General features: G+C 73.5%; 20 protein-coding genes and 1 pseudogene. 12 read left to right on the plus strand and 9 right to left on the minus strand.

Going from position 1 to position 21136, the window contains the following annotated elements; genetic code table 11:
* Positions 1–25: 25 nt before the first annotated feature.
* The 3 genes from CG719_RS05500 to CG719_RS05510 are packed head-to-tail and all read left to right on the plus strand — an operon-like array spanning position 26 to position 3287.
* The gene (locus tag CG719_RS05500) at positions 26–1003 is read left to right on the plus strand and encodes an NADPH:quinone oxidoreductase family protein (protein ID WP_100567350.1); all 978 of its coding nucleotides are present in this window, start codon (positions 26–28) and stop codon (positions 1001–1003) included.
* Positions 1000–2181 carry an acyl-CoA dehydrogenase family protein gene (locus CG719_RS05505; RefSeq protein WP_100567351.1) on the plus strand — a complete coding sequence of 394 codons (1182 nt, stop codon included), beginning with the start codon at positions 1000–1002 and terminating at the stop codon, positions 2179–2181. The genes CG719_RS05500 and CG719_RS05505 overlap by 4 nt, the downstream gene beginning before the upstream one ends.
* On the plus strand, positions 2178–3287 hold the full coding sequence (locus CG719_RS05510) for an acyl-CoA dehydrogenase family protein (protein WP_234375436.1): 1110 nt from the start codon (positions 2178–2180) through the stop codon (positions 3285–3287). The genes CG719_RS05505 and CG719_RS05510 overlap by 4 nt, the downstream gene beginning before the upstream one ends.
* Positions 3288–3301: 14 nt before the next feature.
* On the opposite strand, the gene CG719_RS05515 is transcribed toward CG719_RS05510, so the two are convergent.
* Both CG719_RS05515 and CG719_RS05520 read right to left on the minus strand, forming a co-directional pair.
* Entirely contained in the window at positions 3302–3496 is a 195-nt protein-coding gene (locus CG719_RS05515; RefSeq protein WP_100567352.1) for a hypothetical protein, read from the minus strand.
* Positions 3497–3656: 160 nt separating this feature from the next.
* A complete protein-coding gene (locus CG719_RS05520; protein ID WP_100567353.1) occupies positions 3657–4016 on the minus strand; it encodes a DUF779 domain-containing protein in 360 nt (119 codons plus the stop codon).
* 199 nt (positions 4017–4215) lie between these two features.
* On the opposite strand from CG719_RS05520, the gene CG719_RS05525 reads away from it, so the two are divergent.
* The 3 genes from CG719_RS05525 (at position 4216) to CG719_RS05535 (ending at position 7680) form a co-directional block, all read left to right on the plus strand.
* A complete protein-coding gene (locus CG719_RS05525) occupies positions 4216–6882 on the plus strand; it encodes a LuxR C-terminal-related transcriptional regulator (RefSeq protein WP_100567354.1) in 2667 nt (888 codons plus the stop codon).
* A gap of 50 nt (positions 6883–6932) precedes the next feature.
* Positions 6933–7364, plus strand: a complete 432-nt coding sequence (locus CG719_RS05530; protein ID WP_234375470.1) for a hypothetical protein — start codon at positions 6933–6935, stop codon at positions 7362–7364.
* Positions 7365–7482: 118 nt separating this feature from the next.
* Positions 7483–7680, plus strand: a complete 198-nt coding sequence (locus CG719_RS05535; RefSeq protein ID WP_100567356.1) for a hypothetical protein — start codon at positions 7483–7485, stop codon at positions 7678–7680.
* A gap of 22 nt (positions 7681–7702) precedes the next feature.
* On the opposite strand, the gene CG719_RS05540 is transcribed toward CG719_RS05535, so the two are convergent.
* On the minus strand, positions 7703–8293 hold the full coding sequence (locus CG719_RS05540; RefSeq protein WP_100567357.1) for a potassium channel family protein: 591 nt from the start codon (positions 8291–8293) through the stop codon (positions 7703–7705).
* Positions 8294–8524: 231 nt separating this feature from the next.
* Here CG719_RS05540 and CG719_RS05545 point away from each other — a divergent pair, with 231 nt between their 5' ends.
* From CG719_RS05545 to CG719_RS05565, 6 genes and pseudogenes are all read left to right on the plus strand, one after another.
* Positions 8525–9187 carry an HdeD family acid-resistance protein gene (locus CG719_RS05545; protein WP_100567358.1) on the plus strand — a complete coding sequence of 221 codons (663 nt, stop codon included), beginning with the start codon at positions 8525–8527 and terminating at the stop codon, positions 9185–9187.
* Positions 9188–9244: 57 nt separating this feature from the next.
* Entirely contained in the window at positions 9245–10603 is a 1359-nt protein-coding gene (locus CG719_RS05550; RefSeq protein ID WP_100567359.1) for a hypothetical protein, read from the plus strand.
* A 133-nt stretch (positions 10604–10736) separates the two neighbouring features.
* Positions 10737–11240: an SHOCT domain-containing protein gene (locus CG719_RS05555; RefSeq protein WP_100567360.1), complete on the plus strand. Its 504-nt coding sequence runs from the start codon at positions 10737–10739 to the stop codon at positions 11238–11240.
* 31 nt (positions 11241–11271) lie between these two features.
* A pseudogene (locus tag CG719_RS05560) lies at positions 11272–11679 on the plus strand (DUF7144 family membrane protein); the annotation flags it as partial.
* Positions 11680–12077: 398 nt separating this feature from the next.
* Complete coding sequence (locus CG719_RS35295; protein ID WP_159024817.1) at positions 12078–12257, plus strand: hypothetical protein; 180 nt, start codon at positions 12078–12080, stop codon at positions 12255–12257.
* Entirely contained in the window at positions 12254–13204 is a 951-nt protein-coding gene (locus CG719_RS05565; protein ID WP_159024818.1) for a HesA/MoeB/ThiF family protein, read from the plus strand. Before CG719_RS35295 ends, CG719_RS05565 begins: the two co-directional genes overlap by 4 nt.
* Positions 13205–13454: 250 nt before the next feature.
* Here CG719_RS05565 and CG719_RS05570 read toward each other — a convergent pair whose 3' ends face one another.
* The 6 genes from CG719_RS05570 to CG719_RS05595 form a co-directional block, all read right to left on the minus strand.
* On the minus strand, positions 13455–13922 hold the full coding sequence (locus tag CG719_RS05570; RefSeq protein WP_159024819.1) for a DUF3147 family protein: 468 nt from the start codon (positions 13920–13922) through the stop codon (positions 13455–13457).
* On the minus strand, positions 13919–14263 hold the full coding sequence (locus CG719_RS05575; RefSeq protein ID WP_159024820.1) for a DUF3147 family protein: 345 nt from the start codon (positions 14261–14263) through the stop codon (positions 13919–13921). Before CG719_RS05575 ends, CG719_RS05570 begins: the two co-directional genes overlap by 4 nt.
* 111 nt (positions 14264–14374) lie before the next feature.
* On the minus strand, positions 14375–15199 hold the full coding sequence (pstB, locus tag CG719_RS05580; RefSeq protein WP_100567597.1) for a phosphate ABC transporter ATP-binding protein PstB: 825 nt from the start codon (positions 15197–15199) through the stop codon (positions 14375–14377).
* 77 nt (positions 15200–15276) lie between these two features.
* A complete protein-coding gene (locus CG719_RS05585) occupies positions 15277–16185 on the minus strand; it encodes a sortase (RefSeq protein ID WP_100567364.1) in 909 nt (302 codons plus the stop codon).
* 82 nt (positions 16186–16267) lie between these two features.
* The gene (locus tag CG719_RS05590; RefSeq protein WP_100567365.1) at positions 16268–18259 is read right to left on the minus strand and encodes an Ig-like domain repeat protein; all 1992 of its coding nucleotides are present in this window, start codon (positions 18257–18259) and stop codon (positions 16268–16270) included.
* Between the two features lie 200 nt (positions 18260–18459).
* Positions 18460–21132, minus strand: a complete 2673-nt coding sequence (locus CG719_RS05595) for a hypothetical protein (RefSeq protein ID WP_100567366.1) — start codon at positions 21130–21132, stop codon at positions 18460–18462.
* Positions 21133–21136: the final 4 nt, after the last annotated feature.

Below are 21136 nucleotides of genomic sequence, written 5' to 3' on the forward strand. Positions count from 1 at the left end.
CGACGCGGTCCCCTGGAGGCGGCACATGCAGGCATGGCGAGTGCACGACAACGGCGAGCCGGGCGAGGTGATGCGGCTGGAGGAGACCGGGCCGCCCACCCCGGGCGAGGGCCGGATCCTGCTCAAGGTGCGTGCCGCGAACGTCAACTTCCCGGACGCGCTGCTGTGCCGCGGCCAGTACCAGGTCCGGCCACCCCTGCCCTTCACCCCGGGCGTGGAGATCTGCGGCGAGACGGAGGACGGCCGCCGGGTGATCGCCAACCCGGAGCTGCCGTACGGCGGTTTCGCCGAGTGGGCCGTCGCCGCCGCCGACGCCGTACTGCCCGCCCCCGACGCGCTGGACGACGCCGAGGCGGCCGCCCTGCACATCGGCTACCAGACGGGCTGGTTCGGCCTGCACCGCCGGGCGCGCCTGGAGGCCGGCGAGACCCTGCTCGTCCACGCCGCCGCCGGAGGCGTCGGCAGCGCGGCCGTGCAGCTCGGCAAGGCGGCCGGCGCCCGGGTCATCGGTGTCGCCGGCGGCGCGGCGAAGGCCGCCGTGGCCCGTGAGCTGGGCTGCGACGTGGTGATCGACCGGCACACCGAGGACGTCGTCGCCGTCGTGAAGGAGGCCACCGACGGTCGGGGCGCGGACGTGATCTACGACCCGGTCGGCGGCACGGCCTACGCCCAGTCCGCCAAGGCTGTCGCCTTCGAGGGCCGGATCCTCGTCGTCGGCTTCGCCGGCGGGACCGTCCCCAGCCCGGCGCTGAACCACGCACTCGTCAAGAACTACTCGATCGTCGGCCTGCACTGGGGCCTGTACAACACCAGGAACCCCGAGCTGGTCCGGCACTGCCACGAGCAGCTCACCGACCTGGCCGCCCGGGGAGCGATCAAGCCGCTGGTGAGCGAGCGGGTGCCGCTCGCCGGAGCCGCGGCCGCCGTCCAGCGGGTCGCCGACGGAGCCACCACCGGCCGCGTCGCCGTGCTGCCCGCCCTGAAGGACGGAGCCGCCGCATGACGAACACCGAGCAACTGCGCCGCCGCACCGGCGAGTTGCTGGCCGCGCATCCGCCGGCCACCACCGGCAGGCTCGACTTCCTCAAGGCCCGGTTCGACGCCGGGCTCGCCTGGGTGCACTACCCGCCGGGCCTCGGCGGCCTCGGCGCCGCCCGCTCCCTCCAGGCCGTCGTGGACGCCGAGTTGGCGGCGGCGGGCGCCCCGGACAACGACCCGCGCCGCATCGGCATCGGCCTCGGCATGGCCGCGCCGACCATCCTGCGCCACGGCACCGAGGAGCAGAAGCGGCGCTTCCTCAGGCCGCTGTGGACCGGAGAGGAGGTCTGGTGCCAGCTGTTCAGCGAACCGGGCGCCGGATCCGACCTCGCCGCCCTCGGCACCCGGGCGGTCCGTGAGGGCGACACCTGGGTGGTGAGCGGCCAGAAGGTGTGGACCTCCAGCGCCCACCTCGCCCGCTGGGCCATCCTCATCGCCCGCACCGACCCGGACCTGCCCAAGCACCAGGGCATCACCTACTTCCTCTGCGACATGACCGACCCCGGCGTCGAGGTGCGGCCGCTGCGCCAGATCACCGGAGAGGCCGAGTTCAACGAGGTCTTCCTGACGGGCGTGCGCATCCCCGACGCCCACCGCCTCGGCGAGGTCGGCGACGGCTGGCGGGTCGCCGGGACCACCCTCATGAACGAGCGCGTGTCCATCGGCGGTATGTGGCTGCCCCGTGAGGGCGGCATGATCGGCCCGGTCGCCAGAACCTGGCGCGAGCGCCCGGAACTGCGCACCCATGACCTGCACCAGCGGCTGCTGAGGCTGTGGGTGGAGGCCGAGGTCGCCCGGCTGACCGGCGAACGGCTGCGCCAGCAGCTCGCCGCGGGCCAGCCCGGCCCCGAGGGCTCCGGCATGAAGCTCTCCTTCGCCCGGCTCAACCAGGAGATCAGCGGCCTGGAGGTCGAACTCCACGGCGAGGAAGGCCTGTTGTACGACGACTGGACCATGCGGCGTCCAGAACTGGTCGACTTCACCGGCCGCGACGCCGGCTACCGCTACCTGCGCGCCAAGGGCAACAGCATCGAGGGCGGGACCAGCGAAGTGCTGCTGAACATCGTCGCCGAGCGCGTCCTCGGCCTGCCCGCCGAGCCGCGCACCGACAAGGACGTCGCCTGGAAGGACCTCGCCCGATGAGCACGGTGAGCATGACGAGTGCCGAACCCGACCTGCTGTACTCGGAGGAGGAAGAGGCGCTGCGCGCCGCCGTCCGGGACCTGCTCACCGACCACTGCGCCCCGGCGGACGTGATCGCGCGCGCCGAGTCGGACGCCCCGCACGACCTCGCGCTGTGGAAGACGCTCGCCGACGGCATGGGCCTGGCCGGTCTGCTGGTGCCCGGGGAACGCGGCGGCCAGGGCGCCACCCACCGCGAAGCGGCCGTCGTGCTGGAGGAGTTGGGTCGCGCGGTGGCTCCCGTTCCGTACCTCACCAGTGCCGTGGTCGCCACCGAGGCGCTGCTGGCCTGTGCGGGGGATGCCGCCGCCGGGCTGCTGTCCCGCCTGGCGTCCGGTCGTACGATCGGCGCGCTGGCGGTCGGGCTGCACACCGCGCCGGGGGGTACCTTCGGGACCGTACGCCTGGAATCCGGGCTGCTGCACGGGGAGTTGACCGGGATCGCGGACGCGGCGGTCGCCGACGTGCTGCTGGTGCCCGCGCAGGACGGCGGGCTCCACGCCGTCGACGCGGACGACGTCACCCTCACCCCGCAGGTGTCGCTGGACCTGACCCGGCCGCTGTCGACCCTCTCCCTCGACGGTGTACGGGGCCGCCGGCTGGGCGACGCGGAGCCCGCTGTGCACCGGGCGCTGCGCGCCGGCGCCGGACTGCTCGCTTCCGAACAACTCGGCTTGGCGGACTGGACGTTGACCGAGACCGTCCGCTACCTCAAGGAGCGCGCGCAGTTCAACCGGCCGGTCGGCGGCTTCCAGGCGCTCAAGCACCGGCTCGCCCAGCTCTGGCTGGAGGTGGCCGGGCTCCGCGCCGCCGCCCGGTCCGCGGCCGACGCGCTCGCCGGGGAACAGGACACCGAGGTGGCGGTCGCCGTCGCCCAGGCCTACGCGGCGCCCGTCGCCGTCCACGCCGCCGAGGAGGCGCTGCAACTGCACGGCGGCATCGGCATGACCTGGGAACATCCGGTCCACCTGTACCTGAAGCGGGCCAAGGCGGACTCGATCGCGTACGGCACCGCGGGCGCCCACCGCGTGGCGCTGGCCCGACTGGCCGGCCTCGAAGCGCCCTGACGTCCGGCCGGGCGTCAGGGGTGCAGGCTGCTGACGATCTGCGCCGTGGCCATCAGACCCTCGTGAATGGTGGGCGCCATGCTCGTACCCGCCAGGAAGAAGCCGAGCAGGACGCAGACCAGGGCGTGCGAGAACTTCAGCGCGCAGTTGCGCACGAAGATCACCGCAAGGAGCAGGAGCAGCAGCACCACAGAGATGGAAATGGCCATCGTCGTCCTCCTCCGCCACGCCCACTTCGCGGCTTTCGGCCGCAAGTGTGGCGTAGCGGAGGGTCGGTCCGGGCGGTAGACGTGTCCTCCGAACGTGTGGTTCTGCCGCCGTTCCGGAATTGCCCCCGGTGGTCCGGAGCGTGATGGCCGGGCGCGGGGCTCAGGCCTCGATGACGCGGGAGCGGATGAGGAAACGCACTCCCTCGGGTGCCTCCAGGGAGAAACCGCCGCCCCGACCGGGCACCACGTCCACGATGAGCCGCGTATGGCTCCACACCTCGAACTGGCTGCGCGACATCCAGAACGGCACCGGCAGGTCCAGCCCCTCGACCTCCAGTTCCGCGAGCAGCACGTCCGAGCCGCCGGTACGGAACTCGCCCGCCGGATAGCACATCGGCGCGCTTCCGTCGCAGCAGCCACCCGACTGGTGGAACATCAGCGGTCCGTGCGCCTCGCTCAGCCGCCGCACCAGGCCGGCCGCCGCGGGGGTGAACTCGACGCGCGGGATCTCCTCGTACATCGTCGCCGTCCTTCGCCGCCCGGGAAGCCCGGGAAGAAGCACCGGAAGAAGAAGCCGGACCCAGCCAAGCAGCAAGGAGGTTGCGACAAGGTTGCACGGCCCGCCGTACGCGGTCGTGCCGCCGTGCCCGTTCGCGACGCGCGGCCAACGGCGATCGCTGAGATCCTGAGCGGGAGAAGCGCTGCCCATGACATGACCGGTGGTGGTGAGCGCGGTGTCCGAACGCGGCGACAACAGTCCCGGGCCGACGGCCGCGGACGTGGATCCCCTGGGGGACCCGTTCCTGCGGACCTGTTTCGCCGTGCCGGTGCCGCCGGCCACGTTCCTGCGCCGACGGCGCCTGGTCGAGCGTCTGGACCAGGCGCCGGCCACGCCGCTGACGATGGTCAACGGCTGCGCGGGTGCGGGCAAGACGCTGCTGGTCGCCGACTGGGCCGCCCACCTGGACCGGCCGGTGGCCTGGCTCACCGCGGGCGCCACCGACCAGGCACCCGGCGTCTTCTGGGCCTACCTCCTGGAGGCCCTGCGCGCCTGCGGAGCGCACGAGATCCGCGACGTCGGCTGCCCGGCCGAGGCCGGCACGGTGGACCACGGCCTGCTCGCCCGGCTCGCCGCGCGGCTCGACGGCCGCGACCGGCCCGTGACCGTCGTCCTCGACGAGTACGACCGCGTGACCGCACCCGAGATCGCCGACCAGCTCGGTTTCGTCCTGCACCACGCCGGACGGGGCATGCGCCTGGTCCTCGTCACCCGCACCGAACCGACACTGCCGCTGCACCGCTACCGCGCGGACGGCACCCTGACCGAGATCAGGGACGCGGAACTGGCCTTCACCCCCGAAGAGGCGGCGACCCTGCTGGAACTGCACGGACTGCGGCTCGGCGGCGACGCGGCCCGCGCGCTCGTCGAGCGCACCCGGGGCTGGGCGGCGGGCCTGCGACTGTGCGCCCTGGCCGCGCGGCAGAGCAGCGACCCGGAGACGTACCTCAAGGAGTTCGAGGCCGGACAGAGCACGATCGCCGACTTCCTGCTGGCCGAGGTGCTCAAGAGACAGCCGGCCCCGACCCAGGACCTGCTGCTGCGGGTCAGCGTCCTGGACCGGTTCTGCCCCGACCTGGCCAACGCGCTCGCCGGGCGCCGGGACGCCGAACCCATCCTGGCCGAGCTGCACCGGGCGAACGCGTTCGTCGAGCACCTCGGCCACTCCTGGTACCGCCTCCACCCGCTCTTCGCCGAGATCCTCGCGGCTCACCTGCGGGTGCGGTTCCCCAGCCTGGAGACCGAACTGCACCGCAGGGCCGCCCAGTGGCTGCGGCACACCGGACCGCTGCCCGAGACGCTCGCCCACGGCGCCGCCGCCGGCGACTGGCCCTTCACCGCCCGCACCCTGGTGGACGACCTCGCGATCGGGCAGTTCTTCACCGGCCTGCGCTCCGGGGACCTGGGCGAGCTGTTCTCGCGGATGCCCCCCGAGACCACCGGCCCCGAGGCCGACCTCGTCCGCGCGGCACGCGAACTGGCCGACGGCGACACCGGGCACGCCCTCCCGCACCTGGAACGCGCCCGCCGCGAGCTGGCCCGCGCCGGCTCCGGCGGGGCGGCGGCCCGGCTCGGCCTCGCCCTCCTGGACACCCTCGCCGCCCGGATGACCGGTTGCCCGGACCGGGCCGAACGCGCCGCCCGGACGGCGGGGGAACTGCTGCGGGACCTCCCTGCCGAACTCCCGCGCAAGCACCCCGAACTCGCCGCCCTGCTGCAGACCCACCTGGGCGCCGCCCGGCTGTGGGCGGGACGCTTCGAGGACGCCGGGACCGCGCTCCGTGCCGCGGCGGCCGGCTCCGACGGGGCCACCGCGCTGTCGCGGGAGGACTCCCTGATCCTGCTCGCGCTCATCGACTGTCTGACCGGCTGGCCCACGCGCGCGGAACGCAGGGTCCTCGCGGCGCTCGCCGACGCGGAACGGTTCAGCCTGGCCGAGCCGGCCGGTTCCGGACTCGGCCACCTGGTCCTGGCCGCGGTGGCCCTCGACCGCGACGAACTGGGGGAGGCCCGGGCCCTGCTGGACCGGGCGACAGCCGCGCGGCTCTCGCCCTGGGACCCCGTGACGGCCGCCGCACTGGTCATCGTGCGGGCACGGCTCCAACTGGCCCGCAATGAGGCCCGGGCCGCCCTGGAGACCGCGGAGTCGGCCGTCCCCGCCGCCGTGGCCTCACCGTGGGCCGAGGCGCACATCGCGCTCGTCGTCTCCGCCGCCCACCTCGCCGAGGGCCGCCCCGAACCGGCCGTGAAGGTGCTGCGGGACGCCGTGGGCCAGGACGCCGCCTGCACGGTGGCGGCCGCCCGCGCCCACCTCGCCGCGGGCGACCCGGGCGCCGCCCTCGACCTGCTCGACGCGCTTCCCGCCGGGCAGCGCGTCGGCCCCGCCGTCACGGTACGGGCCCTGCTGGTGCGCGCCGAGGCCACCGGCCGGCAGGGCGACCACGCCACCGCGCGCCGGCTGGTCACCCGCGCGCTGCTGGACGCCCGGAACGAACGGCTGCGGCGCCCCTTCCAGGAGACCGGGCCGTGGCTGCGCCGCCTGCTGGACACGGACACGTTTCCCCGGCTGCCCGCCCGCCCGGGCCCCCGGTCCGGGAACGAGCCGGAACCGGGCCACCCGCCCGCCCTGGTCGTCGACCGGCTCAGTGACCGTGAACTGGACGTGCTCCAGAGGCTCGCGCAGATGATGACGACCGAGGAGATCGCCGCGGACCTGTTCGTGTCGGTCAACACGGTCAAGACCCACCTCAAGAGCGTGTACCGCAAGCTCGGCGTGAACCGGCGCAACGAGGCGGTGCACCGGGCACGCGAACTGCGCCTGCTGTGAACCGCCCGGGACGGGCCCACACCGACTACACCGGCGGGGTGTACGGGTCCATGCTCGCCGCCTCCGTGGTGGTCGGCGCCGGCGTTCCGGAGTACTTCCCGCGGCTGCGACTGGTCCTGTTGCTGCTGCTCACCGGTGTGGTGTTCTGGCTCGGGCACGTGCACGCCCAGCTGTTCGGCGCGCGGCTGGCCCAGCGCCGCCCGGACCGCGGCACCGTCCTGCACGTGTGCCGCGACGAGTGGCCGATCGTCCAGGCCGCCGTGCCACCGGCCCTCGCGCTCGCCGTCGGCCCGCTGTTCGGCCTGGACCTGTCGGGCGGGCTGTGGCTGGCGCTCGCCGTGGCCGTGGCCGGCCAGGTGGGCTGGTCGGCGGCCGCGGCACGCCGGGCCGGCGCCCCCTGGGGCCTGGTGGCGGGGACGGCGGCGGTCAACCTGGTGATCGGGCTGCTGATCCTCGCGCTCAAGGCCGTCCTCACCCACTGACACGCCCCCGCCCGGCCGCCGTATCACCTGCGCCGGGTGAGGCCCGGCGGCCCGACCGGGCGGACCCTCGGACAGGGGGCCGTGGTACGCCCGTCCCAGGCCACCGTGGGAGCGGCTGATGCGCTACGAGATCCGCGTCGACGGGCTCATGTCGGAGACGCTGACCAAGGCATTCCCGGAGCTGGACCATGTGGTGATGTCCGGTCAGACCGTCCTGTTCGGGCCCGTGGTGGACGAGGCGCACCTGTACGGGCTGCTGGCCCGCTGCCAGTCACTGGGTCTGCGGGTCCTGGAGATGCGCCGCATACCGGAGTGAGCCGGCCGGGCGGCCGTGTGAGCTACCTGGGCGGCCGGTCGCGGTGCTGCTGGCGCAGGCCCGCCTGGATGGCACCCGTCAGCACGCGCGCGGCGACACCCACGAGCAGCAGCCCGCCGGTCATCTGGAGCATGGCCAGCACCCGCCCCGTCTGCGACCGTGCCGTGATGTCGCCGTACCCGACGGTGGTGAACGTGGACAGCGTGAAGTACAAGGCGTCCGTCCTGGTCAGCGGCTCGGTGAAGGAGTCCGGGTCGGACTGGTCCAGGAGGTAGTAGGCGCCGGCGAACAGCAGCAGGAAGAACGGAAGCGCGATCGCCAGCGCCTCCACGGCCTTCAGCCGGGGGTACGGCGAGCGGGTGATGGCCCACACCTCCCACGCGAAGAACAGCGCGACACCGAGCAGCCCGAGGCCGAGCAGGGCCGCCGTCATGCCCGTGGCCCGGCCGTCCAGGGGCAGCAGGTAGTACGCCGTCACCAGACCGGTCGTCACGAGCACCGAGCGGGCGAGCACCATGACGGTCGCCGACCGGGGCACACGCCACTCCCGGTCCCGCCGCGGCGGGCGCCTCCCCGGGGTGTCCGGGGTGCGGGGAGCTGCCGGGTCGCTCATCTCGGGTCCCTTCGGTTCCGCGGCCCGGGAGGCGGGCGCTGTCCGGGAAGGCTGCCCGGGAAACGGGGGGCAGGTCCGCATCCAGATCATCGCGGCGGCGCGGGCGACGGATCACCCCTCATGGGTGACCCGTGGGACACCGCTTCGCGGGACGCTGGCGTACGGGTCCTCGTACACCGTCCCGTCGGCGGTCCGGCAGTGACCCGCAACCGATCCCCGCGAGGAGGAGCCATGACCGTGCCGCGTGGTTCGGCAGCGCGTGCCGGATCGGAGCACAGGCCCGGCGGGACGGGCCACCACCAGGACGGCGACCCCGCCGACATGCTGGCCGGACTCGGCACCTCGTGGTCCTGGCTGCTGGGCTCGGCACTGGCGACACTGGTGCCGGGGATCATCGTGCTCGCCTGGCCGAACGAGACCCTGCACATCCTGGCGATCGTGGTCGGGCTCTACCTGCTGGTGACCGGCGCGTTCCGGTTCGTCGCCGCGTTCTCCCGGGAGGAACACGGCGAGCGCCTGCCGCGGCTGCTGGTCGCGGTGCTGTTCGTCCTCGCCGGGGTGCTCTGCCTGAGGCACCCGTTGCAGACCGTCGCCGCGCTCTCGCTGATCGTCGGGATCGTCTGGCTGCTGTCCGGGATGCTCACCGCCTACACGGCGCTCGCCTTCCGAGGCCTGCCGCACCGCGGCGTTCTCCTCGGCGCGGCGGCGCTCGGCATCGTCGCGGGCATCGTGGTGCTGGCGCTGCCCGCGCAGTCGGCCCTGGTGCTGACCCGGCTGCTCGGCCTGTGGCTCGTGCTGCTCGGTCTGGTCGAACTGGGCGTCGCCTTCGCCTGGCGGTCGGCGCTGCGCAGGGACGCCACGGGCACCCCGTCCGGGCCCGCCGCCACGGTCTGAGCCCATAAGCCCCGTGAGGCCGCCCGCCGTGCCGGTCCGCGACGCCCAGGAGGATCCATGGCCCCCGCCGACGCCCCCGTCCCCGCGGCCCCGGGTGACGCGGGGGAGCCCCGGCGCTCCCTGACCCCCGCGGAGTCCGCCGAGTACGAACGTCTCCGCCGGGCGGCCTCCGTCAGGCACCGGAAGCTGCGCCGGGCGGGTGCCACCGTCCTGCTGGTGGTGACGCTGGTGTTCGCCCCGCTGGCCGTCGTCGCGGCCTGGGTGAACAGCACGGTCGGCGACACCGACCGCTATGTCCAGACCGTCGCCCCGCTGGCCCGTGAACCGGCCGTGCAGAATGCCGTGACCGACCGGTTGACCAAGCGCGTCGTGGACAACATCGACGTCAACGCGTTGACCGCGTCGCTGACCGACGTCCTCAAGAAGTCCGGGGCGCCGCCGCGCGTCGTCGACGGCTCCGGCGAGCTGACCGGCCCGCTGCGCGGGGCCATCACCGACGCGGTGCACCGCGTCGTCAAACGTGTCGTCACCAGCGGCGTCTTCGAGGAGGTCTGGGTGACCGGCAACCGGCGGGCGCAGACGGCGCTGATGAACGTCCTCACCGGCAACCAGAAGGGCGCCCTGCGGGCACAGGGCGAAGACGTGAACCTGGACATCGGGGTCGTCGTCGACCAGGTCAAGCACGAGCTGGAGCACGCCGGCTTCAAGAAGGCCTCCGTCATTCCCGCGCCCGACCGTACGATCACGCTGTTCAGGGCCGAGAAGCTGGACAAGGCCCAGGACGCCATGCGGCTGCTCGACATCGTCGGCGTGTGGCTGCCCGTCGTGACCCTCGTGCTCGCCGCGCTGACCGTGTGGACGGCCCCGTCGCACCGGTTGATGCTTCAGGTCACGGCCATCGGCGTGGGCGTGATGATGATCGTGCTGCTCATCGCCCTGGCCGTGGCCCGCCGGGTCTACCTCGGTTCCGTCCCGCCGGCCGTCCTGCCCCCCGACGCCGCCGCGGTCGTCTACGACACCCTGGTGCGGTTCCTCCGCGACAGCGCCCGCACCCTCCTGGTCGTCGCCGTGATCACGGCGCTGGCCGCCTACCTGTACGGCCCGGGACGCGTGGCGCGCGGAGTGCGGAGCCTGTCCCGGCGGAGCACCACCTCCGCGGGCGAGGCACTCGGCCGCGCCGGAGTGCGCACGGGCGCGACCGGACGCTGGCTGGACACCCACCGCAAGTGGACCACCGGCGTGGTCATCGCCGCAGGCGCACTCACTCTGGTGCTCTGGAACCACCCCACGGCCGCGGTCGTCGCACTCGTCCTGTGCGTCGTCCTCGTGCTGCTGATCCTTCTGGCCGTCCTCGCCTCCGCCACGGGCCCCGGAGGGGCCGCGGGTCCCGGCGGCCCGCACCCGGCGACGTCCTGAGCCCCTCGGTGCCACGCGCGGCCGGGTGGGCGTCTCACGGTCACCCGCATCGGGTGAGGCGCCCGGTCCGTGCCCTGCGCACGCTGGCAGAGGGCAGACAGCGCAGCCGGGCACAGGCCCGGAACGGAGAGAAATGAGCACGCAGATGAACCTCGCGTACGACTACCCGCTGCTGAGCGCCTTCTGGACGATGCTGTGGTTCTTCCTGTGGATCATGTGGTTCGTCCTGCTCTTCAGGGTCATCCTCGACATCTTCCGCGACGACGGAATGAACGGCTGGGCCAAGGCCGGGTGGCTGGTGTTCTGCCTCGTCCTGCCGTTCCTCGGCGTCCTCGTCTACGTCATCGCCCGCGGCAAGAGCATGAGCCGCCGGGAGATCGCACAGGCGCGGCAGCAGCAGGACGCCTTCAACGCCTACATCCGGCAGACCGCGGCCGGCGGCGGTGGCGGGTCCAAGGTCGACGAACTCGCCCGGCTGTCCGACCTGCGCGCCCGCGGAGACATCACCGACGAGGAGTTCGCCCGGGCCAAGGACATGATCCTGACCGGCGGCGTACCCGAGGGCCGCGCCACCTCCGTGACCTCCGCCCCCGAGGGCCCCGACAGCTCCGTCAGTTCCACTCCCGGCCGTCGATGACCACGCCGGACGAGACGAAACGAGGGAGAAGATGACCGCGACCCACACCGCACGGCCGCATTCGGCGAAGCAGGCATGGGCCACCGGCCTGACAGCCTTCGCCGCCGTCATGCTGATGATCGCCGGAGTGCTCGACATCTTCCGCGGGATCATGGGCATCGCACATGACGACGTCTTCATCACCACGCGCAACTACGTGTTCCAGTACAACCTCACCGGCTGGGGCTGGATCCACCTCGTCCTCGGGGTGCTCGCCGTGATCATCAGCATCGGGCTGTTCCAGACGGCGATGTGGGCGCGGGTGGCCGGAGTGGCCATCGCCGGGCTGATCATCCTCGCCAACTTCCTGTCGCTGCCGTACTTCCCGGTCTGGTCGGTCGTGATGATCGCGTTCTCCGGGTTCATCATCTGGGCCCTGTGCGTGCTGCGGCCCGAGGAGTTCCCGGCCTCGCGCCACGCCGCCGCGTCCACCTCCACTCCCACGTCCTCCACTCCCACGTCCTCCACGCCCACTGCGCCCACCGCGTCGTCCACGGCCACCACCTCCGCCACGACCGGGACCACTCCGCCGCGTAACCCGTGACGGGCGTACGGGCGGAGCGGCGCGACCCGGGCGAGAACGTCTCCCGGGCCGCGCCGGCATGGCCGGGAAGTCACCGGCGACGACCGCGGGCGCCTGCACCTCGCACAGACCGGGGCGCCAGCGTGCCCTGATCCGCGTCCGCGGCGGGCCGGCCGTCCCGGGATGCGTCACCGCTACCGGCGCGTAGCGTGGAAAGGGCGTTGCAGGAAAACCGTGATGCAGAAAACAAGGGAGACCTGGCGGGAGGAGTTCTCATGGGAGCAGCACCGGAGACCCTGCGGAAGGCCGAGCTGACGGAGGAGCAGCGACGCGCCAGTGAGCGTGAGTGGTTCCTCGACGCCGACACCGGGGAGCTGAAGCCGGAGGAGGACTCCGACCGCGACGAGCAGACCGGGCCGGGCCCGGTGCGCGTGGCTCGCTGGACCTTCGATTGACCGCTCCGCCCGAGGACCGCGTCTGGGCGCGCCACCGGCGGCGCAGGGGAGCGGTGCTGATCGTCGGCGCGGGCGCGGTCGGCGGCTTTCTCGCCGAGGAGCTCGCCCGGATCGGGTTCAGCCCGCTCCGGCTGGTCGACCCCGACACGCTCGCGGTGGAGAACCTGATCCGCCATCCGCTCGGGGCCCCGGCCCTGGGACAGCCCAAGGCCCTGGCACTGGCCGGGCAGATCCGTCGCGACTTCCCCTCCTGCGACGCCACCGGCCACCACGCGGACTTTCTCGCACTGACCGCGGAGCAGCAGCAGTCACTGGTGGGCGGTGCGAACGTGGTGGTGGCGGCGACCGACTCGGCCGTGTGCCAGCGCCACGTCAACCGCGTGGCCCTCGCGGTGGGCAGGCCCGCGGCCTACCCGGCGGTCTGGGTGGACCCGAGGATCCGTGACGCCGAGGTCGGCGAGATCCTGTGGGTGCTCCCCGGCAGGCGCACGCCCTGCTACGAGTGCGCGGTGGCCTTCCGGCAGGGGACCGCCGACACGCAGGCTGCCCGCGGCGCCCGGGTGGACATCCAGCTCGTCGCCCTGGCCACGGCCCAGGTCGTGACCGCGCTGGCCCACCCCGGCGACGACCGCTCGGCGATCCTCGACCCGCGGCGCACCGCCATCTACCTCCACGGACTGACGCCGACCTCACCGGGCGTCCGGGCCACCTTCCCCACAGCGGGACTGAGCAGCCAGAACGTCAGGGTCCCCTTCCCGTCCACCCCCTGCGCCGCCTGCCACGGCTGGCGCCATGTGGCCTCCTCCCCGGCATCGGCCGGGGCGGGCGCGGGCGGGCGGCCCGGCGAGGAGGAGGGCCAGGGACGCTGCTGGCCCGTCTTCGCCGCCGTGGTGTTGTGCATCGTGGTCCTGTTCATCGTCTCGGTCGCCCACGGCAGGCACATGTAGGAAGTTCCGTTTCCGGCGGTACTCCGCCAGCGTGTCCGAGGCGGGCATGGTCCTTCCTTCCTCGTGCCCGGCGGCGCCGGGACCGTCGCCGACCGCGGCCGCGTACGGCTCCAACGCCGCTGGGGCCGGACGCCGACGACCGGTGAACTGCCCCTGGGGGCCGTCTTCGGTCCCGTCACCCGGGTGGCCGCGAGCTGCCCGGCGAAACCTGCGTGGGAGCGGGCGTCGACGGCCGGCTGGGGGCTCTCCGTCACTTGTCAGCGCGGGGGCGTTCCTCGACCCCGCACCCCGTCGCTCGCGCGATCGCGTAGGCGCCGAGCGACACCACGAGCCATGCCGCCGTCGCGGCGCCGAGCGCGAGCCACGCCGAGTGGTGGGGGAGGAGAACCGCGGCGACCACGGCGAACGCCGCAAGACCCAGGGTGCCGAGAGCGGCGCCACGCGCGTCGTCGCGGGCGCTCGTCAGCCCCTCCTCCTCGGCCACCAGGGTCAGGCTGGCCAGCAGGATGGCGGGGAAGGCGAGGAACACGCCGCCGACGAACGGCCCGAACAGTCGTGACGCCACGGCCGCCAGGAGTGACACGCCCGCGCCGAAGCCGAACCGGAGGAACAGGTCCTTGCGCGGTGTGCGCGCGGCGGCCCGCAGGTCCACCCGCACCCGGTCGTCGTCCCCGGCCCCTTGCCCGTTCCCTCCCGCGGGCCGCGGCGATCGCCTCACGGCGCCACCGCGAAGGCGATGGCGGCCGCTGTCGCGAACCACACGACAAGGGCCGCCGCGGAGCCGCGCATGGCTCCGAACCTGCCGAGCGCCGGGACCTCGACGAGACAGTAGGCGGTGAACGCCGGCGCTCCGGCGACCATGCCCTGTGCCGCGGTCGCCGCGTCGAGGTCGCCCTTGAACACCACCGTCAGGATGAGCCCTGCCAGCGCCACCGAGGGCGCGGCCGCGAAGATCCCGGCCAGCCGCTTGGGCTGGACGGCCTCCGCCACCAGGGCGAAACCCACCACGAGCAGACCACCGATGAAAGGTTTCAGGACGATCTCGAGCAGGGTCTTCATCCTGACAACCTCAATGCCGGGGCGGCGTTCACGCAACGACCCACGCGGGCAGCGCGTCGAACGCGCGCTGCCCGGACGCATGGGGCGTACGGATTCCGCCCCCGGGGTCCGTCAGCCGAACCGGCCCGCCACGTAGTCCGCCGTCCGCTGGTCCTTCGGCGTGCCGAAGACGTCCTCGGTCGGGCCGTGCTCGACGATGCCGCCGGGGGTGCCCTGCTCGGCGAGGAAGAAGGCGCACTGGTCGGAGACGCGGGCCGCCTGCTGCATGTTGTGGGTGACGATCACGACCGTCACCTGACCGGCGAGTTCCTGGATCGTCTCCTCGACCCGGCGGGTGGAGGTGGGGTCGAGCGCCGAGCACGGTTCGTCCATGAGGAGGACCCGGGGGCGTACCGCCAGAGCGCGGGCGATGCACAGGCGCTGCTGCTGACCGCCGGACAGCGCGCCGCCCGGCTGGCGGAGGCGGTCCCTGACCTCCTTCCACAGGCCGGCGCGGGTGAGGGACTCCTCGACCAGCTCGTCCTTGGTGCGGCGGCTCGCGCGCGTGCCCGTCAGACGCAGGCCGGCCACCACGTTGTCGTAGATCGACATGGCGGGGAACGGGTTGGGCTTCTGGAAGACCATGCCGATGCGCCGCCGGGCGTCGGTCAGGCGCCGTTCGGGGGCGTAGATGTCCTCGCCCTCGAAGAGCACCTCGCCCGCGAAGGCCGCGGCCGGGATCAGCTCGTGCATGCGGTTGAGGGTGCGCAGGAACGTCGACTTGCCGCAGCCGGAGGGCCCGATCAGGGCGGTGACCCGGCCGGAGGGCATCGTCAGGGACACCCGGCTCAGCACCTGGTGGCTGCCGAACCAGGCCGACACCGAGCGGGCTTCGAGCGTCGCGGGAGCGGACGTCGGCCCGTGCGGGGCGGCGGGGACGGTGGTGACGGGGGGCAGGACGACCGTGTCGGTCAGGGAGTCGGTGGCGTCGGTCACGGCGGGTACCTCGGTTCGCGGCAGGGCTCGGGAAGCGGTCACGTCAGGTTGGGCAGCAGTTCGGTGGTCCGGGTGGCGACCTGGAGCCCCAGCAGGGCGACGACCGGGGCGAAGACGATCCACGTCTGGTGACGGCCCCAGCGGTGCCAGGTCCACACCGCGGCGACGGCCGCGACCAGCAGGGCCTGGAGCCACATGACCAGCGGCCACGGCACCCCGGAGGGGCGGGCCAGCGGCTGCTCGGCCTCCGGCAGCGTGCCGGGCCTGATCACGGCCGCCGGGGTCTCGAAGGGCGCGGAGACCAGGTCCGCGTCGACGCGCAGGATGCCGCCCGGCATGTAGGCCGGACCGGTGGCCGTGGCCAGCACCAGCCGGCCCTGGCCGGAGGCGAGCGGGGCGGGCGCCGGGTCTCCGGCCCGCCGCACGCCGACGACCTGGTACTTCGCCTCGCCCTGGCCGGTCGTCACCGTGAACCTGTCGCCCTCGGCGAGGTCGGCCAGCCGTCTGAACGGGCCGCCGTAGGCGGCTGCCCGCCCCATCAGCACACTGGTGCCGGCCTGCCCGGGCATCGGGGTGTCGCGACGGTGGCCGGGGCCGTCGGTCATGACGGCGGAGTCGGTCCCCTCGAGGACCACCTGGCGCAGACGCAGGGAGGGGACGTCGATCAGGGCGACCGGCGTGCCGGGCGCCAGCAGCATGCCCTGCTGGTCGGTCTGGGAGACCGGGCCCGTGCCCAGCGCGAGCGCGTTGCGCAGTTCGTCGTACGCCGTGTGCTGGGCGGCCCGTTCCTGGACGCCGCTGAGGAACAGCAGCTGGGCGGTGATGCCGAGCAACAGGGCGGCGAGGCTGAGCAGCGCGCCCCGGGCGATGTGGCGGACGGCCGGGACGCTCCGGACGCGGGTCCGGAGCAGGGCCGGTGCGGGCGTGGTCTGTACGGCGACCGTCACGGCGGCCCGCCTCCTTCATGGTTCGTGGGGTTTGCGTGCTGCCGGGGAGGCCGCCGCAGCGGCGGCCTCCCCGGTGGCGGGGTCAGGTGGACTTGATGGTGAAGTTCGCGCTGTTCTTCGCGTTCACCGTCGAGGAGCCCACGTAGTAGGCGCGCAGCGTGTGCTTGCCGCGGCTCAGCTTCGGCAGGCTGACGGTGACCTTGCCGGACTTCAGCGTGCCGGTGCCGATCACCTTGGAGCCCTCGTAGACGCGCACGGTGCCGGCCGGCGTGGTGCCGGTCGCGGTGACCTTCACGGTGACCTTGGCGCGGGCGGTGTGCTTGACCGAGGCGGGCCGGGTGACGGCGACCGACGGCGCCGCCTTGGTGACCTTCAGCGAGACCGTCGCCGAGGACGTGTTGAGCTTGCTGTCGCCGGCGTAGGAGACGGTCAGCTTGTGGGTCGCGACCTTCAGGTGGTTCGACAGGCCGACGGAGACCTTGCCGGACGAGTTGAGGGTGCCGGTACCGAGGGTCGTGGAGCCCTCCTTCACCGTGACCTTGCCGGTCGGGGCGACGCCCTTCGGGCCGGTGACGGTGACCGCGACCTTCGGCGCCTTGCCGTACGCGGTCGCCGCGGCGCTCGCCTGCGTGGTGCTCGCCGACTTGACGTTGACTTCGCCGGTCCAGGCGGCCGGGGTGCCGGTGCCGTTGAGGTTGGCGGCGGCGACCGTGGCGGTGTACTTGCCGTTGGCCAGACCGCTGAACGTGTACGACGTGGTCGTGGCCGGGACGTCCTTGGCCGCCACGAGGGTGCCGTCCGCGCGGGTCAGCGTGACGCGGTAGTCGGTGACCGGCAGGCCGGGGGCGGCCGGGGCGGTCCAGGTCAGCGAGAGGTTCCCGGTGCTGGGGGTGGCCTTGAGGGCCGGCGCGGCGGGCGCGCTGAGGTCGACGCCCGACTGCTCCAGACCGCCGAACTTGGCGTGCTTGGCCGGGTTGACCGAGCCGTTGTACGACTCGTTCATGAAGCCGAAGTCGGCGATGACCTTCTGCGAGTTCTCGGTGGCCATCTGGGCGGTGTGGCCGCTGTCGGTGACAAAGACGTCGTAGAGGTCCTTGTCGAAGAAGATGCTGGTGGCATCGATTGCCCGGCTGGGCACGACGTTGTAGACGTCCCGGCCGAAGGTGGCGTTCTCGTAGTAGCCGCGGACCGGCTCCAGCTTGCCGTTGACGGTCGTCACCGGGCTGGTGACGCCCTTGTCGCCGGGCAGCTGCACCGAGGCGAGGTGGGCGCCCGCGGCGGCAGCGGCCCTGCTGTGGTCCGGGGCGACCTCGTTGATCTGGGCGATCCAGCTGCCCACGGAGAACGGGACGAGCGCGCCGTCGGCGGTGAGGGCGTCGTTGGCCTGGTTCTCCTGGACGGTCGGGATCCTGGGGTCGATCGTCGAGTCGTTGAGACCGATCGTGCCGAGGAAGAACGAGCGGGTGCCGGACCCGTTCTGCGGGATGTACGGGTGGACGGTCTGGCCGTTCACCTGCTTGAGGTTGCCCGCGTAGATGTCGCGCAGTTGCTCGACCGTGAGGGTGTCCAGGGCCGAGCCGCGCACCGCGATGCCGACGGCGTCCCGGGCGAAGGGGATGTAGGTGAGCGCGCTGCCGGAGGTGCTCGGGCCGCCGGAGGAGCGGGCGAAGTCGACCTGGCCCTTGATGGCGACACCGCTGGTGTCGGGGAACTTGTCGCCGGTGAGCGACATGCTCAGCGCGAGGCGGCCCTTGCCGGAGCCGTTGGGGCGCAGGAAGGACGGGCCGCCCGTGCGGGTCTGGATCTTGGAGGTGGTGGAGCCCGTGCCGGGCTCGACCGCGTCGTACGAGGCGATGCCCGCGCCGCCCGCCGACTTGATGGCGGAGGCGGCGTAGCCGGGGGCGTCACCGGCGAGGGCGTTGAGCACGTCCTGCGTGGTGTCGGAGCCCACGCCGACGAGCTGGCGGAACGTCCCGGCGGGGGCGGGATCGGCGGACGCCGGACTCGCCAGAGCGAGGCCACCGGCCACCACGGCGGCGGCGACGAGCGCGGCCGTAGAGCGCATTCTGCGCATCGAGAGTCTCCTGACGGTGTGCGTGGATGTGCTGTGCGGTGGGTGTGGGGGAGGTGCCGTGGGGGTGCCTGCGTCGAGCCGGCCGAGAGCACGCCGGAAATCTGGCAGGGTGGTGCGGACCGTCCGCCCCGACTGCCTTTCGGGGCGGGCGGCCGTCTGTGGAGAGCCGGGCCCCGGAGGGCCCGGCTCCGGTCGGAGGGTCAGCCCCGGCCCGGCGGCAGCAGCCTCCGCAGCCGTTCGGGCAGGGTGAACGCCGGTACGACGGTCACCGTGCGGCCACCGGGAAGCGGCACCCGCAGCGGGAGACGCAGCCGGCTGCCGCCCGCGAAGGGCGCGCCCGCCGCGGCGGCGGCGCCGAGTCCGGCGCCGACCGGGACGGCGTAGCGCAGCGCGTTCGCGGGGTCGTCCGGGGTGGTGCCGAAGGCCGTGGTCCGGACGGCCGTGCCGCCGTCGTAGGAGGGCGCGCCGCTGGGCGTCGGGCTTGCCTTCCCGCCGTCCGGCCCGGTCCCGCCGGAGCCGGTGCCGCCCCCGGCCGCACCGCCGCCCGACACGCCCCCGGAGCCCGAACCGCCGCCCGTGCCGAGGCCGCCCGAGTCGGAGCCGCCCGAGACGGAGCCCCCGTTTCCTCCGGTCGAGCCGCCTCCCGGGCCGCCGCCGTGGGACGAAGGCTCGGTGTAGTGCTCGAGGGTGTCGGCGGCCTGCAGCGCGCGGGTGCGCAGGTCCTTGGACAGCGGGGCGTAACCGGCCGGGAGCCGGCCCGGGTCGGCGCCGCTGATCTGCCCGTCGCCCACTGCGTACCGCAGCAGGGCCGCGTAGTCCTTGCGGGCGGCGGCGTCCAGCTCACCAGGTCGTGCCGCGCCGTAGACGAGCTGGGCGAGCGGGTAGGCGCCCTCGGCCGTGGCCCGGGCCGGGCTGATCTCCGGCGCCCCCTTGCCGGCGGCGCTCGCGGCGGCGGCGGTCAGGGCTGCCGTGGTGGGCGCGGTGAAGCGGCCGGCGGCGTTGCGCAGCCGGGCGGTCTGCAGCCCGTAGCGCTCGGCGGAGGCCGCGTCGGTGACCGCGATCACGAACCGCGATCCGACGGTCTGCGGGCCGGTGCTCTTGTACGCGGGCGGGTTGGCCAGCGCGTCCCAGGTCGCCTTCCACAGCGTGTCGGCGCGCCGGGTGTGCAGGGCTCCGGAGTGCATGTCGGACACGTAGGGGTGGAAGTCGGTCATGCACTGCTTATCGGTGGCACCGGTGCCCGGCGGGATCGTGCACCAGGGGTCGCTCTTGGGGTAGTCGTCGGCCAGGGCCGGTTCGTAGGCCACGCCCGTCGGGTTCCGGTGCGCGTCGGTGCTGTAGAACGGGTTGACGCGCATGCCCCAGTCGTCGGCCGTCCCCGCGAGGAAGCCGCGGGCGTCCTTGTCGGACAGGATCCACTGCCACAGCGCGCGGGCCGTGTCCGAGTGGCCGAGCGAAGTGAGCAGATCGGTGTCGGTGGCCGGGGTCTCGGAGACCGACAGATGCTCGAACTCCGGGTTGAGGGAGATGAACTCGGGGTCGCTCGCGAGACCCGCCGGGTTGTTCCTCGCCCAGTCGTAGCTCTTGGCGACCTGGTCGCCGAGCACCGCTCCCCAGGGGGAGTTGCGGTACGACTCGGTCAGCAGCTTGGCGACCAGTCGGGGCGTGAGGTCGATGGAGTCGACCTTCGTCCCGGCGAGCCCGCGGATGTCGTCCGGGGCCCCCGCCTTGGGCCTGCGTTCGATGGTGAAGCCGATCACGGCCCCGGAGAGCGCGACGGGAGCGTAGGCCGTGGGGCCGGACGGTGCGGTGGTGCCCTCGTCGGCGCCCAGTGCGCGGGTGGTGAAGGCCAGTCCGGCGGAGCCGGTGCCCGCGAGCCGGGTGCGGGCGTCGGGCTCACCGAGCTTGGTGTAGCCGTAGACCGTGCCGGTCGGGCACAGGGCCGTCTGCCAGCTCGTCATGGCGTCGGCGACGAGTTCGCTGCCCATGGTGGGCCGTTCGTCGGAGCCGAGGGCGCAGCCGCTGCCGACCGGGTTGAAGCTCAGCGGGACGGCGATGCGGTTCTTCCAGTTGGTGGAGGAGACGGGCGAGCCCGCGTTGACGATGCTCTTGTCGGCGTACGGCTCGCCGTCGAGGTCGAGGTGGCCCTGCGGGACGATCACCAGCCAGCAGGAGCGCGGCCGGGCGGCGCCCTTCTTGCCGGCCTCGGCACCGCAGCCCAGGTGCGGTGCCTCGTTGGCGGTCTGCACCTCGAAGTACTCGCGGCCGGTGCCGTCGGCGCCGGTGCGGGCGAAGTCGATCTCGTTGGTGGTGTTGCGGTTGTAGAACGGGTTGTTCTGGGTGTTGGTGGTGACCACCGTGCCGTCGACCGACTTGAAGGGCACCTCGCCCTGGCCCAGCGGAGCGCCCGCGCCGTACCGGTCGTCCTCGCCGTAACCGGTGGGGGAGGCGCTGTAGGTGACCTTGCGGGTGTCGTCGCGTTCGTTGCCCGGCCAGCTGCCGCGGTCGGTGGTCGGCGAGGCACCGTACTGGCACTGGGTGCGCGGCGGGCCGGGGTTGCCCGGGACGGCGCCGTCGTCGTCGCCCCAGCACTGCATGATCTGCACGAAGTCGGTGTTGAACCAGGTGCCCGCGAACGTGGTCGGGGCGCCGCCGGTCCAGGAGACGGTGATCGCCTGACTGGTCAGGTGGGTGGTCTGGTCGACCGTGAACTTCATGTCCTTGAACTCGCCGCGCCCAGAGACCGTCACGGCGGAGGCGGTGCCGGCCGCGCCGCTCGCGGCGGTCGCGGGCTGGGCGGCCTGGGCCACGCCGAGGCCCGCGAGGGCGCCGGCGGCGGCCCCGGCCACCAGCCGCAGGAGCAGCCCGCGCACGCGC

Origin of the sequence: Streptomyces sp. CB01373 (genome assembly GCF_002803075.1) — a bacterium.
Classification (GTDB): domain Bacteria; phylum Actinomycetota; class Actinomycetes; order Streptomycetales; family Streptomycetaceae; genus Streptomyces.

Excerpts from the sequence above, each read along its gene's own strand:
- CG719_RS05500 (WP_100567350.1), top strand. The coding sequence starts at position 26 with ATGCAGGCATGGCGAGTGCACGACAACGGCGAGCCGGGCGAGGTGATG.
- CG719_RS05505 (WP_100567351.1), top strand. The coding sequence starts at position 1,000 with ATGACGAACACCGAGCAACTGCGCCGCCGCACCGGCGAGTTGCTGGCC.
- CG719_RS05510 (WP_234375436.1), top strand. The coding sequence starts at position 2,178 with ATGAGCACGGTGAGCATGACGAGTGCCGAACCCGACCTGCTGTACTCG.
- CG719_RS05515 (WP_100567352.1), bottom strand. The coding sequence starts at position 3,496 with ATGGCCATTTCCATCTCTGTGGTGCTGCTGCTCCTGCTCCTTGCGGTG.
- CG719_RS05520 (WP_100567353.1), bottom strand. The coding sequence starts at position 4,016 with ATGTACGAGGAGATCCCGCGCGTCGAGTTCACCCCCGCGGCGGCCGGC.
- CG719_RS05530 (WP_234375470.1), top strand. The coding sequence starts at position 6,933 with ATGCTCGCCGCCTCCGTGGTGGTCGGCGCCGGCGTTCCGGAGTACTTC.
- CG719_RS05535 (WP_100567356.1), top strand. The coding sequence starts at position 7,483 with ATGCGCTACGAGATCCGCGTCGACGGGCTCATGTCGGAGACGCTGACC.
- CG719_RS05540 (WP_100567357.1), bottom strand. The coding sequence starts at position 8,293 with ATGAGCGACCCGGCAGCTCCCCGCACCCCGGACACCCCGGGGAGGCGC.
- CG719_RS05545 (WP_100567358.1), top strand. The coding sequence starts at position 8,525 with ATGACCGTGCCGCGTGGTTCGGCAGCGCGTGCCGGATCGGAGCACAGG.
- CG719_RS05550 (WP_100567359.1), top strand. The coding sequence starts at position 9,245 with ATGGCCCCCGCCGACGCCCCCGTCCCCGCGGCCCCGGGTGACGCGGGG.
- CG719_RS05555 (WP_100567360.1), top strand. The coding sequence starts at position 10,737 with ATGAGCACGCAGATGAACCTCGCGTACGACTACCCGCTGCTGAGCGCC.
- CG719_RS35295 (WP_159024817.1), top strand. The coding sequence starts at position 12,078 with ATGGGAGCAGCACCGGAGACCCTGCGGAAGGCCGAGCTGACGGAGGAG.
- CG719_RS05575 (WP_159024820.1), bottom strand. The coding sequence starts at position 14,263 with ATGAAGACCCTGCTCGAGATCGTCCTGAAACCTTTCATCGGTGGTCTG.
- CG719_RS05590 (WP_100567365.1), bottom strand. The coding sequence starts at position 18,259 with ATGCGCAGAATGCGCTCTACGGCCGCGCTCGTCGCCGCCGCCGTGGTG.